We start from the raw sequence: 13,212 nt of genomic DNA, 5'->3' as shown, positions 1-13,212 counted from the left end.
ATATTCCCATTCAGAAACTAATGAAAATGAAAGGAGAGATAAATATTTATGGTTAATAAAGAAAAAGAATTTAATAATATGTTTAAAAAGAACAAGCAAAGTGGAGAACATCGTAATGGACGGAAAAGCCAATATAAAAATTATAACAGTCAGCTCGGGGAAGAGCCGAATGAATATCAGAGTAGGAAAGAAGAATAAATAACTGTGTTTATTAATAAAAAGAACCACGAGCTCTTTAAGAGAACGTGGTTCTTTTGTGCTTGAAGTTCATTCTTATCCAAACCGTCCTGCAATATAGTCTTCTGTACGGTGATCGGTGGGATTATTAAAAATAATGTCTGTGTTATCATACTCCACTACTTCTCCGTTTAAGAAGAAGGCGGTTTTATCTGATATCCTTGAAGCTTGCTGCATGTTATGGGTAACAATAACAATAGAGTAATCCTTTTTTAATTTTTGGATTAATTCTTCTACTCGTAAGGTAGACTTTGGATCTAGCGCGGATGTAGGTTCATCCATTAAAATAACATTTGGCTCAATAGCAAGACAACGAGCGATGCACAAGCGTTGTTGCTGTCCTCCAGATAGGCCGTAAGCATTTTCTTTTAGCCGATCCTTTACTTCATCCCAAATAGAAGCTCCGCGTAAGCTTTGTTCTACAATTTGATCAAGAATTTTTTTATTGCGGATCCCATGAATTTTAGGGCCATATGCAACATTTTCATAAATGGATTTTGGGAAAGGGTTTGGTTTTTGAAACACCATGCCAACACGGGTTCTTAGCTCTTCGGGTCTAAAAGACTTATCCAAAATGTTTCTACCCTGGTAACTGATCGTTCCGGAGGTTCGCACTGTTGGAACTAGTTCTACCATACGATTAAGAGTTTTTAGGAAAGTGGATTTCCCGCATCCTGATGGACCGATGATAGCAGTTACTTCTTTTTCATAAATAGATAAATTAATTTCCTTCAAGGCATGTGTTGCTCCATACCATAGATTTAAGCCTTCCGTTTGATATACTGTTTTATTCGTAGGAATTGGTCTCGTGAGTAGTCTTGTCATTGAAATTGTTTTACTCTCCATATTATAGGAATCTGTTAATGTACTCAAATTCTCCATCTCCTTTATTTAATTTACTTTGTATTCCAGTCAGTCAGCAGCAAGGTGCTCCCGCTTTTGCTATTAATATCTCTTTTGAAATTTGTTTCTGATTAGAACTGCTATAAAGTTCAGTATAAACAGCATTAGCAGAAGTACTACAATGGTAGCGGCAGCCAGGTTGGCATATTCTGCTACAAGTGATGAGTCCAACGTCCAGTAATATATTTGCATTGGCAATACGGTGAATGTATCCATAATCCCCCCTGGGAAAGGAATGAGCAATGCAGGGATACCAATAACAGTCAACGGTGCAGTCTCCCCAATGGCACGGGAAAAGGCGAGTATGGAACCAGTTAGAATACTCGGTAAAGCTGCTGGAAGCACGACATTTTTTACTGTTTGCCATTTAGTTGCTCCCATTCCATAAGAAGCTTCACTTAAATGCTGAGGCACAGAACGTATGGCTTCCTGTGCCGCTACAATTACAATAGGTAGTACGAGTAGCGAAAGTGTAAGCCCTCCTGCAAGAACAATATTTCCTAAATCCATAGCTCTCACAAATACAGTTAAACCTAATAAACCGTAAACGATGGAAGGTACACCTGCTAAGTTTGCAATATTTGTTTGCACAAGAGCTTGCATTCGTCCTTTTTTAGCATAAAGTTCAAGATAGATTGCAGTACCTATCCCAATAATTAATGTTGCAGGAATGACAACAACCATAAGCCAGAATGTTCCTAGGATTGCTCCCATAATTCCGGCTCTGTCAGCATTTGTAGAAAGTTTACTTGCAATAAACTCCATATCAATCCAATTAACACCTTGAGAAAATACACGAACTAATAATATCGCCAATACAATCAATCCGAACATGGCTGCAGACAAGAATAAAGCTTTAAATAAACTGTTTTTTAAAATACGGTAATTCATTCTCTTTCGTACGTCCACTTGATCAATATATTTCATCACTAATATTCCTCCCTGAATCGACGAGAAACATACCTTGCGAGTATATTCATAAGAAGTGTAAAGATAAACAATGTCATGGCAACAGCATATAAACTATAGTAAATTGTAGACCCGGCTGGAGCATCCCCTCCTGCAACTTCTACAATATACGCAGTCATTGTTTGCATGGACTGTGTAACATCAAAGGTGAAATTTTTGGAACTTCCACTAGCGATGGTAACGATCATTGTTTCTCCTATCGCACGAGAGATACCTAATACAAAGGAAGCGATAATCCCTGATAAAGCTGCTGGAATAACCACCCGAAAAGTTGTCTCCAGCTTGGTGGCTCCCATTGCCAATGCACCTTCCCTCATGCTATTTGGTACAGAGATAAGGGCATCTTCGGATAATGAAGCTATCATTGGAATAATCATGACTCCCATCACTAAGCCGGGGCTTAGTATATTCGTAGCTCCCATTCCGGGGATAAGCTCTCTTAAAATAGGTGTAACAAATGTAAATGCAAAGAAACCATAGACAATGGTGGGAATTCCTGCAAGTATCTCCAGCAATGGCTTTAAGATTTTTCTAACTCTTTCAGAAGCATATTCACTTAAATAAACTGCGGTCATGATCCCAATTGGACCAGCAATTATTATAGCGATAAGTGATGAAATAATTGTTCCGTTAATTAAAGGAAGAATACCGAACTCCGGATTTTGACTTAGAGGCTTCAGTATTTTTCCAGTGAAAAATTCTCCAAAGGAAACCTGTTGAAAGAAAGCAATCGTTTCGGTCAGCAATGTCACAACAATACCGGCTGTGGTGAGAATGGAAATAGAAGCGATAATGAGTAAAATTGCTGGTATGAGCTTCTCACTGACAGAAGCCAGGCTATTCCTTTGTTTCTTATGTTCAATTATGTTTTTTATATCTCCAGGCTGCTGTCTAAATTCGGGTTGGGCTGCCATTAGTTGAGGCTCCTTTCTGAGATTTCTCATGATAAGTCACAACGAGATGAGAGCGAATCAGCCCTCATCTCATGCTTTCAAATAACACTTTTTATTGTTTTAATGCCTCGAGTTCTTCAATTAAGGACTCTGCTTCTCCGTTCGGAATGGGAGCAAAGCCTGTTTCTCCTGCAAATGTGTTTACGTTATTCATTACATATAAAGCATAATCAAGTACTTCAGGTTTTTCTTTGGCATGATTTACGTTTAAATAGGTAAACACAGGGCGGGTAAAGTCCGCATATTCTCCATCTTCTGCAATCGTGTCAAGCGAAGGTTCTACTGGGCCGTTTCCAAAATCTACGCTTACTGCTTGCAATTTATCCTTGTTATTCACATAGTATCCAAAACCGAAGAATCCAATCGAGTTCACATCTTCAGAAACTAGTGTTACTAAAGTGGAGTATTCTTGTTGTAAATTAACATCACTTACAAGGTCTTTTTCTTCTAAAATATTTTCATAGAAAAACTCATAAGTTCCATGGTTTTCATTAGGTCCTACAGCATTAATCTTTTCATCAGGCCAATCGGGATTAATGTCTGACCATTTTTCAACCCCACCATCTGCGAGAAATATGCTTTTAATCTCTTCAGGTGTCATTTCTGTTGCCCAATCATTGTCTGGATGAATAACAAAGGTTAACCCGTCTAAAGCTACTTTTAATTCTTTTGTTTCAATACCAAGCTCATCTGCTTTTGCTTGCTCTTCTTCTTTTATTTTACGAGAGGCATCATTGAAATCTGTGCCATCTTTCATTAGAAATTTTTCAAAACCTGCACTAGTTCCAGCCCGACTTACTTCAACTGAAACACCTTGCTGTTCTGTTGTCATATATTCTTCAGCGATGCGGGACATTAATGGGTAAACAGTACCAGAACCATCGATAACAACATTTCCTTCTAATTCGGAGGAAGTATCATTCCCACTATCAGCACTTGCACTTTCAGAAGAACCTTCATTTTTCTCCTTGTCTGTCCCACATGCTGCTAATAGTACTATGAAGGCAGCTCCTACTATAAGTAGTAAAAATGACTTAAATTTCATAATAAATTGTCCTCCCCTTTTGCAATTATGTTTTTTAAGAGTTTCCCTCTCAATTGCAAGTATAGTGGGTGAATGTTAAGAGAGTATTGGCTTAGTGTAAATGTTTTGTAAATATAGGTCTAACTACATAGTTTATACTTGAAGGAGTAAGTGAACTAGTTAGAAAGAGAGAGGAAAGGGCGGGGAGTGTAATGTCAGAAAACTACTATGATATATATATAAAACTATTACAACGTTATGGGGCACAAAGCTGGTGGCCTGCTGACACTCCATTTGAAATGCTCATTGGATCTATTCTTGTTCAGAATACAAGTTGGCGAAATGTAGAAAAAGCAATGGAACAATTGAAACCATTCTTATCACCCGAACAAATAGAGAAATTGACTCAGGAAGAGTTAGCACGGTTAATACGTCCCAGTGGTTTCTTTAATGTGAAAGCAAAAAGAATTAAAGCATTTATAGCTTGGTTTCGCTTATATGATTACGAGGTAGAAAATTTAAAAAAGAGGGACAGAGAAGAGATAAGGAATGAATTATTGGGGATCAATGGTATTGGAAGAGAGACGGCAGATGTAATGTTGCTTTATGCTTTTGATAAACCAATATTTGTAGTGGATGCATATGCAAGACGTATTTTCTATCGGTTGGGTAATGATATGCCTGTATCCTATGATGGATTTCGCTTCATACTAGAAAAGGAATTACCATTGGATTTACTTTTAATGAATGAATATCACGCTCTACTGGTAGAACATGCAAAAGTTCATTGTAAAAGCAACCCGATATGCAATGGTTGCCCATTGTTCGATCTCTGTGCACGTCGACTGGAGTAAATGAACGACTTTAGCAGGGAGGATCTTTTGAGATGTATTTACTTTAACATCAAATAGTTTAGTGTTAAAATAAATGGCGTAGAATAGAATGAAGGAACATTTTATATTGCTAAACTAAAAGATAAAATGCGTCATCATTTTTGGTGCAGGTAGGATTGGTAAGAAAAGGGCAACTGCATTTGCATAAGTTTAAATTTGCAGACCTGAATAATGAAGCAGAAAGTGCTACAATAAAAGAATTAATAACTACCAATCAAACTGTATCTTATCTTCATTGAAGTCCATCTTGCTGAAAAAGGAGAAGAGACTTACAGTGTAGAGAAGGTGTGTAGCCATGAAGGTAAGCTTGATACTCTGGGGAATAATGGTCATTCATTAAGACTAGCATCATTTGAGGATGTTACACAGGAGCATCTGGATTTATCTTTTTTACTAGCTTTTATCCAACATTCTATTTAATGCAAAAGAGCATTGCCGCACTTACAGGAAGCAATTGGGGTGACCCTCTTGCATTCCGTGCTGGAATAAATGGTAATAGAACTCAGGCATCTATGCAGCCGCATTGCTGTCTTAGTATGTGTTGTAGATTCTTTGAGGCGTGGACTCTGACTACATTTCCTGGCGAACCCTTATGGTTGATGGTGGTACTATTCAACTAAGTTAATTGAGGAGATAATATGGACAAGGAAAAAAATATTTTTAAACTAATCCGTACGATTGAATTGTTTTCAAATGAATCGATGCTGACATGGTCCCGGTCATTCCAACGTTCAGTTGGAATATCTTCCATTTTGGTATTGCAGGAATTAAGACAGAAAGGGGCTCAGAAGCAAACGGAATTAGCTTCTACCTTAGGTTATACTCCAGGTGCGATGACCAATATTGCCTCTAAGCTGATTAATGAAGCATATGCAATAAGGAAGTATGATGCTGGGGATCGACGTGTCATTCGCTTGGAAATAACGGAAAAGGGTGTACAGTTGTTAGAGGAAGCTCAGCAAAAGGGGACCGAGATCAGAAAAGAAATGTTTGAGGTTTTAAGTGAGGAAGAGGTTAGTCAATTCCTCGCAATCCAAGAGAAATTACTGCGACATATTGAAAGTAAACCAAAATAAATGGAGGATGTTTTAGAATGGGAAGAGTACAAGGAAAAGTAGCATTAGTAACCGGAGGAGCTTCTGGTATCGGCTTATCTGCAGCAACATTACTTGCTAAGGAAGGAGCTAGTGTTGTAATTGGAGATTTTAATGTAGATGGAGCGAAAGAAGCAGCACGAGAAATTCGCAACCAAGGTGGAGAAGCTACTGGTATTTTCTTAGATGCTTCAAAAGAAGAATCTATTGCAGAAGCTGTTGATTTTACTGTTAAAAAATATGGTTCTTTAACAATCTTATATAATAATGTTGGATTAACTAATATTCAAAAGGATTTGGATGTAGTTAATATTGACTTGGATGAGTGGGACCGCTTGATGAACGTCAACACGAAGAGTGTTGTAATAGGTAGTCGCTATGCAATTCCACATATGAAGGAAGCCGGTGGTGGCTCAATTATTAACACTGCATCTATGGCGGCATTTGCAAGTGACTCGATCCGCTCTGCATATGGTGCTTCAAAAGCAGCTGTAGTTCAGCTGACAAAATATATTGCTACACAATACGGAAAAGACGGAATTCGTTGTAATGGTGTAGCGCCGGGATTGATTTTAACTCCAGCAGCTAAAAATAATTTGTCAGAAGAATTACAGGCAACATTCATGCGTTACAATGCGCTTCCATATCACGGGGATCCTGATGACATCGGTAATGCCGTGTTATTCTTGGCTTCAGATGAATCTAAATTCATGACTGGGCAAACGCTTCAAATCGAGGGTGGGCATTATTTAGCAAACCCAACTGTGCCATTTTTCAATGAAATGGCTGCAAAGCAAAAAGAATCTAATTAATAAAAAAGAGGACATTTCCTGACCGGAGATGTCCTTTTTTTTCTCTTTATATTAGTTCGTGTGAACCTTTGCAAAAAAGATAAACTCCGAACTAACTTGGTAGTAGTTTATTTCATTTTAAGGAGGTGAATGGACTCATTGATTTCCACTGCAGGGGGACGCTTTCCACCGGCATGGCTTCAGCCGCTTCCTCCGCTACGCTACGTCTAGGGTCTTCAGCTCATGCTATTCGAGGCCACTGAAAAAGTCATTTTCTACTAAAATAGAAGTTTTTCAAAAGACGCTATCCCAAAATTTTGTTTTGTTAATACGCATAAATGGAGAGCCAGAACCATTTTACTCCACTCATAGACTAAAAAGTGGTGATGTAATTTTTTGGAACTAGCCTTCTCAAGAATTTACCGGACTTTTTCAGTGGCTTCATGCTATTCCGGTAGGAGTCGCGGGCCAACAGGACGTTGGTCATGCAATCGTTGCCACAGGACGTGGCGTTCTTAGATTGCCCCCTTCCGCTCCAATCAATTTGTATGACTTTTAAACTCCAAATTCCGAGTGGGCTTTTCACTTTTCCTTAAGAGAGCTTTTCACAACTAATACTAAAGTCATTTATTGCTAAAAAAGTAACTCTAAGCGAAGGAAAATACGAAGACTTCTGGGGGAGATGAGGCATAGGTGAGACCCCGGAATGCGTAGCATGAGGAGGCTCATCAGCCGCCCCCGAAAAGCGAAGTGTTTTCCGTAGCGGTGGTGGAACCAGATTCAAAATTTTGGTGATTTTTACAGCAACAAAGTTTTTCAAAGTTAATTTATACACCAAAAGTAGTTCGATGTTTACTCCAACTTTGACAAATGAAATTGTAGAGGGAATTCTTATTATAAGCAAGTATCCTAGTTCGTGTTTATATAGTTAAATTTGGTTAGGATAACTATCAAATCGAGAGTCTCTCACTACTCGTTTCGTAGAAGTAGACAATTCGTTAAACATACAGTATAATGAATGACAGTCAGTCATTTAATGTGGAGGTATTAACATGGATGATAAAAAAGAGAAAATTATCCGTTCTGCTATTGAAGTCTTTAAAGAAAAAGGAATCGAAAAGGCAAAAGTTTCTGAAATTGTTAAAGGAGCAGGGATTGCCCAAGGAACCTATTATTTATATTTTTCATCAAAGCTTGCTGTAATGCCATCCATTGCAGAAAAAATGGTGGAAAAAACCATGGAAGCAATAGAAAGAGAAATTAAAGAAGAGACACCATTCGATCAAAAGCTGGAACAAATTATTGAATTAGTTTTTGAGATAACAAAAGAATATAAAGAAATTATGGCACTCATTTATGCTGGTTTAGCCTCAAGTGATTATCTTGCTCAATGGGAGACCATTTACCAGCCGTACTATAAATGGATGAGTAATTTTTTAGAAAACGCTAAATTGGAGGGTGAAATTAGAGAAGATATTGATCCAAAACATACAGCAGAATTAATTATTGGCTTAATTGAATCAGTTGCCGAGCAGTCTTATTTATATGATAACCAAGAAACTTCCATTATAAAGAGAAAAAAGGAAGAGGTATTTTCATTTATTAAACATGGACTAAAAAAATAAAACGGGAATTTTTTTTACGACAAAAATGACTGAATGTCAGTCAAAAAGAGGTGCAAGAATGAATAAATCATGGATATACGTTATTTTAACAAGTCTTTTTGAATTAATTTGGATTTTTGGTTTTAACGTAGCTAGTGAATGGTGGCACTGGGCTATTATTTTAGGATGTATCTCTTTGGATCTCCACTTTTTAACTAAAGCTTGTGAGAACTTGCCAACAGGAACGGTTTACGCTATTTTTGCGGCTGCAGGAACGGTTGGTACAGCCTTAATGGATGTATATATCTTTAATGGGAATTTAAGTACACCAAAGGTTTTATTTATGGTTCTTCTTGTTGCTGGGGTAATTGGATTAAAACTAGCAGATAATTTACCTGATAAGGGAGAAAAGGAGGTTGTGAATTAATGGGTTGGTTATATGTCGCAGGTGCAGCAATAAGCGAAATGATAGGTGTATTAGGTCTACAACTTTTTAGTAAGAATAAGAACATTAAAAATGGCCTGCTTTACTTTGGAGGATTAGCCGCCTCTTTTGTATTACTATACGCCTCTTTTTCTTATTTAATGGTTAGTGTTGCTTATGCAGTCTGGATTGGGATTGGAACAGCAGGTGCTGTCATTATGAATATGATCTTTTTCGGTGAAAAAAAGAACACACCAAGGATTATAAGTCTACTGGCAATTATTATAGGAGTAACAGGCCTAAAAGCATTGTCTTAACATAACTAAATAATACGCTGTAATAAAAGCATGGTAATCTCTGCTGAAAAGGGATTCTTACCATGCTTTTATTTTTTATATAAAATTTTTATGCAAATACACTTGAATATTTATTCAAAATAACGCATAATAATACATAACGAATATAATTATAAAGGAGTTGCAGATAGATGAGTAAAGAAAAAGTTGTTTTGGCATATTCTGGAGGACTTGATACGTCAGTTGCAGTGAAGTGGTTACAGGATAACTATAATTATGATGTTATTGCGGTAGCCCTGGATGTAGGAGAAGGAAAAGACCTTGATTTTATAAAAGAGAAAGCGTTGAATGTAGGGGCTATAAAATCCTATGTTGTTGACGCCAAATCTATTTATGCAGAGGAATATGTTCTTCCAGCATTACAGGCAAATTTATTATATGAAGGAAAGTATCCATTAATTTCTGCTTTGTCACGTCCGCTGATCGCTAAGATATTGGTAGATATTGCAGAAAAGGAAGGAGCAGTTGCTGTCGCTCATGGCTGTACAGGAAAAGGAAATGACCAGGTGAGATTTGATGTTGCTTTTACTGCATTAAATCCTTCTCTAAAGATTGTTGCGCCTGTGCGTGAATGGGCAATGTCCCGTGATGAGGAAATTGCATATGCAAAAGAGCATGGAATACCTGTCCCAGTGGATGTGGATAACCCGTTTAGTATCGATCAAAACTTATGGGGACGCAGTAATGAATGTGGCGTACTGGAGGATCCATGGGTGGAAGCGCCGAAAGAAGCGTATGAATTAACAGTAGACCCAGTTGATGCACCAGATACACCTCAGGTTGTTCAACTAACATTTGAACAAGGAAAACCTGTATCTCTTGATGGTACTTCCATGCCACTTGAAAAACTGATCCTGCAATTAAATGAAATTGCCGGAAAGCATGGTGTCGGACGTATCGACCATGTAGAAAACCGTTTGGTAGGAATTAAATCACGGGAAATTTATGAAGCCCCTGCAGCGTTAACATTAATTGCAGCACATCAGGAACTGGAAGCTTTAACTCTACCAAGAGAGGTTGCACAATTCAAACCAATGATTGAGCAGAAGCTTTCTCAAACGGTATATGATGGCTTATGGTACTCCCCGTTAACAGACGCACTTAAAGCGTTTATTAATGAAACTCAACAGCACGTGTCTGGTACTGTAAAGGTAAAACTGTATAAAGGCCATGCTCAGGTAGTTGGCCGGGAATCTGCTCAATCCCTCTATGATTTTGATTTAGCAACATATAATGCCGAAGATGCATTTGATCATGAAGCAGCATTAGGCTTTATAAAACTTTGGGGCTTACCAACAAAGGTTCACGCTACAGTGAATCAAACGCATGCTAAGAAGGCGATTTCCACAGAGGAAGCAGTTGTAGATGTAAAGGAAGCTGTGAAACAATGAAACTATGGGGAGGACGCTTTACAAAACCAACAAACCAACTGGTAGATGAATATACTGCGTCTATATCTTTTGATAAAAAGCTTGCCCAATTCGATATTCAGGGAAGTCTTGCACATGTGGAAATGTTAAAAGTATGTAATATCATTTCAGCAGAGGACGCCACAAGTATTGCAGCTGGTTTGAAAAAAGTTGCAGCAAAAATCAAAGATGGAGAAGCGGTGTTAAGTGAAGAGCATGAAGATATTCATATGAATGTGGAAAAGCTTTTAATTGAGGAAGTTGGGGCTGTTGGTGGCAAATTGCATACAGGGAGAAGTCGAAACGACCAAGTAGCCCTTGATATGCGACTCTATCTAAGAGAAGCAATTGTTGAACTAAGTCAATTACTTATTAGTGTTCAAGAAGCACTTTATAAACAAGCACAGGAAAATCTGGAAACAGTCCTGCCAGGCTATACTCATTTGCAGCGTGCTCAGCCAGTGCTTTTCGCACATCACATGATGGCATATGGATTTATGTTTGAACGTGACCTGGAAAGATTACAGGATAGCTGGAAGCGAGTGAACAAATCACCGCTTGGTGCAGGTGCCTTGGCCGGGACCACCTTTCCGATTGACCGGGAGCTTGTAGCACAAGAATTAGGTTTTGATGGAATTTGTGAAAATAGCTTGGATGCGGTTAGTGACCGGGACTTCGTGGTAGAATTTCTCTCAACAGCATCCATGGTATCCATGCACTTGTCTCGCTTATGTGAAGAGCTTGTACAATGGTCTAGTGCAGAGTTTAATTTCATTGAATTGGATGATGCATTTTGTACAGGCAGCAGTATGATGCCCCAAAAGAAAAATCCGGATGTAGCAGAACTCGTGCGAGGAAAAACAGGCCGTGTGTATGGACATTTGGTTGGTATGCTTACGACTCTAAAAGGACTTCCTCTAGCATATAATAAGGATATGCAAGAAGATAAAGAGGGCATGTTTGATACGGTAGAGACACTAAAAGGAGCGCTTGCTCTTTTTGCACCTATGATTGAAAGTATGTATGTTAAAAAAGATATGATGTATGAAGCAGTAAGCAAGGATTTTTCAAATGCAACAGATTTAGCAGACTATTTAGTAGGGAAAGGGATGCCTTTTCGAGAATCACATGCAGTAGTTGGCCAGATCGTATTGCATTGTATTCAACACAATAAATATTTGCTTGACCTTACTCTAGAGGAATTTCGCTCGTTCTCTATGCTTATAGAAGAGGATATCTTTCGTGTTTTAACTCCGGAAGCAGTGGTAAATGCCAGAGATGTAGCGGGAGGAACGGCTAAGAACAGAGTAGAAGAGCAATTAAGCATCATAGCTGGGAAATTGGAAGTAAATAAAAAATGGATTCAGGAGCATGAAGGTGTTGCTAATCTTTATATGCAAGTTTAATAGAATTTGTTTTAAGATGATGGATGAGCACGAGGATCCATCATCTTTTTTGCTATACTGAATTCATCTCAATTTATTGGAGTGTTCAACGTGTTTAAAGTCATACAAATAATTATTCAAATAGGTTTATTATCATTATTCTACCTTGTAGGTGATTGGATGCAGTCTGTTTTTAATCTGGTGGTGCCAGGTAGTGTTATTGGTATGTTGCTTTTATTTTTATTTCTGTCGACTGGTATTCTCAAAACTTCATGGATAGAGACTGGAACAAAATTGATAATTAATAATCTAGCATTCTTTTTTATCCCTGTTACTGTTGGCGTATTAGAGTATTACGATATATTCGCCGGCAAAGGTATTTTGCTAGTTGCCATTACACTAGGAAGTACGATATTGGTAATGACATGTGGTGGATTGATAAGCCAGTGGCTGGTAGTTAGAGGAGAATTGAAAAATGAGTAAATTTGCTATAGGTGTAGTGGCGATTGTTATTACGATAGTGGTGTATTTTTTAGCAGTAAAATTACATAGAAAGCTTGATTATCCATTTACTGTTCCTGTTCTAACTTCTACGGTTTTGATTATCATTCTCCTTTTAAGCTTCCGTATTTCTTATGAAACATATATGGTTGGGGGTGGATGGATTGAAAAGCTTCTTGGTCCTGCTGTGGTAGCGTTGGCTTATCCGCTTTATCAACAGAGAGAGACATTAAAAAAATTAACGGCGCCAATTCTTATAGGGACATCTTGTGGTGCGATTGTAGGGGTTTCTTCAGGCTTATTATTGGCAAAGTGGGCTGGTTTTGAAGAAACGATTATCTATTCATTAACTCCAAAATCTGTGACAACTCCTGTTGCTATGGCCGTTACAGAGTCGCTTGGGGGAACTACTCCACTTGCAGCAGTATTTGTAATGATTGCTGGGATTGGTGGTGTGCTTATGAGTTCAGCTGTTTTTCAATTGTTTCGGATCAAACACCCTATTGGGAGGGGAGTAGGAATGGGAGGAGCTTCTCATGCGATTGGTACAGCATCTGCAATGGAAAGTAGTCAGTTGGAAGGATCAGTAAGTACCATTGCCATGATTGTGAGTGCAGTCGTTGTCTCTCTAATCACCCCACTGTTGGTAAGTCTGTATATGTAAATAGT

General features: G+C 38.2%; 15 protein-coding genes. 11 read left to right on the top strand and 4 right to left on the bottom strand.

Annotation, left to right across the window (positions count from 1 at the left end; genetic code table 11):
- The first annotated feature begins 48 nt into the window (after positions 1-48).
- Positions 49-198, top strand: coding sequence for a hypothetical protein (locus tag BME96_RS19900; RefSeq protein WP_019376269.1), 150 nt, complete (start codon positions 49-51; stop codon positions 196-198).
- 75 nt (positions 199-273) lie between these two features.
- Here BME96_RS19900 and pstB read toward each other — a convergent pair whose 3' ends face one another.
- The 4 genes from pstB to BME96_RS17890 all read right to left on the bottom strand — a co-directional run bounded on the left by pstB (position 274) and on the right by BME96_RS17890 (position 4,107).
- Positions 274-1,062, bottom strand: coding sequence for a phosphate ABC transporter ATP-binding protein PstB (gene pstB, locus BME96_RS17905; RefSeq protein WP_077359071.1), 789 nt, complete (start codon positions 1,060-1,062; stop codon positions 274-276).
- A gap of 120 nt (positions 1,063-1,182) precedes the next feature.
- Positions 1,183-2,067 carry a phosphate ABC transporter permease PstA gene (pstA, locus tag BME96_RS17900; protein ID WP_071649799.1) on the bottom strand — a complete coding sequence of 295 codons (885 nt, stop codon included), beginning with the start codon at positions 2,065-2,067 and terminating at the stop codon, positions 1,183-1,185.
- Between the two features lie 2 nt (positions 2,068-2,069).
- Positions 2,070-3,023 carry a phosphate ABC transporter permease subunit PstC gene (pstC, locus tag BME96_RS17895; protein ID WP_019376266.1) on the bottom strand — a complete coding sequence of 318 codons (954 nt, stop codon included), beginning with the start codon at positions 3,021-3,023 and terminating at the stop codon, positions 2,070-2,072.
- Positions 3,024-3,114: 91 nt separating this feature from the next.
- On the bottom strand, positions 3,115-4,107 hold the full coding sequence (locus BME96_RS17890; protein WP_019376265.1) for a PstS family phosphate ABC transporter substrate-binding protein: 993 nt from the start codon (positions 4,105-4,107) through the stop codon (positions 3,115-3,117).
- Between the two features lie 191 nt (positions 4,108-4,298).
- Between BME96_RS17890 and BME96_RS17885 the strand changes: the two genes are divergently transcribed.
- From BME96_RS17885 to BME96_RS17840, 10 genes are all read left to right on the top strand, one after another.
- Positions 4,299-4,940, top strand: coding sequence for an endonuclease III domain-containing protein (locus BME96_RS17885; protein WP_071649798.1), 642 nt, complete (start codon positions 4,299-4,301; stop codon positions 4,938-4,940).
- Between the two features lie 677 nt (positions 4,941-5,617).
- Complete coding sequence (locus tag BME96_RS17880; RefSeq protein ID WP_019376262.1) at positions 5,618-6,055, top strand: MarR family winged helix-turn-helix transcriptional regulator; 438 nt, start codon at positions 5,618-5,620, stop codon at positions 6,053-6,055.
- Between the two features lie 17 nt (positions 6,056-6,072).
- Positions 6,073-6,885 carry an SDR family NAD(P)-dependent oxidoreductase gene (locus BME96_RS17875; protein WP_071649797.1) on the top strand — a complete coding sequence of 271 codons (813 nt, stop codon included), beginning with the start codon at positions 6,073-6,075 and terminating at the stop codon, positions 6,883-6,885.
- 1,031 nt (positions 6,886-7,916) lie between these two features.
- Positions 7,917-8,489, top strand: coding sequence for a TetR/AcrR family transcriptional regulator (locus BME96_RS17870; protein ID WP_071649796.1), 573 nt, complete (start codon positions 7,917-7,919; stop codon positions 8,487-8,489).
- A 58-nt stretch (positions 8,490-8,547) separates the two neighbouring features.
- Positions 8,548-8,895, top strand: a complete 348-nt coding sequence (locus BME96_RS17865; RefSeq protein ID WP_019376258.1) for a DMT family transporter — start codon at positions 8,548-8,550, stop codon at positions 8,893-8,895.
- Entirely contained in the window at positions 8,895-9,209 is a 315-nt protein-coding gene (locus BME96_RS17860; protein WP_019376257.1) for a DMT family transporter, read from the top strand. Before BME96_RS17865 ends, BME96_RS17860 begins: the two co-directional genes overlap by 1 nt.
- A gap of 170 nt (positions 9,210-9,379) precedes the next feature.
- On the top strand, positions 9,380-10,639 hold the full coding sequence (locus BME96_RS17855) for an argininosuccinate synthase (RefSeq protein WP_071649795.1): 1,260 nt from the start codon (positions 9,380-9,382) through the stop codon (positions 10,637-10,639).
- Positions 10,636-12,063, top strand: coding sequence for an argininosuccinate lyase (gene argH, locus BME96_RS17850; RefSeq protein WP_019376255.1), 1,428 nt, complete (start codon positions 10,636-10,638; stop codon positions 12,061-12,063). The genes BME96_RS17855 and argH overlap by 4 nt, the downstream gene beginning before the upstream one ends.
- Positions 12,064-12,153: 90 nt before the next feature.
- A complete protein-coding gene (locus BME96_RS17845; protein WP_019376254.1) occupies positions 12,154-12,525 on the top strand; it encodes a CidA/LrgA family protein in 372 nt (123 codons plus the stop codon).
- Positions 12,518-13,207 (top strand): LrgB family protein, encoded by a 690-nt coding sequence (locus BME96_RS17840; RefSeq protein WP_071649794.1) that lies wholly within the window; start codon positions 12,518-12,520, stop codon positions 13,205-13,207. Before BME96_RS17845 ends, BME96_RS17840 begins: the two co-directional genes overlap by 8 nt.
- The last annotated feature ends 5 nt before the right edge of the window (positions 13,208-13,212 follow it).

This window comes from Virgibacillus halodenitrificans (assembly GCF_001878675.1).
Classification (GTDB): Bacteria; Bacillota; Bacilli; order Bacillales; family Amphibacillaceae; genus Virgibacillus_Q; species Virgibacillus_Q halodenitrificans.
Note: the sequence above shows the minus strand (reverse complement) of the source record. Positions and strands in the feature narration are given on the sequence as shown.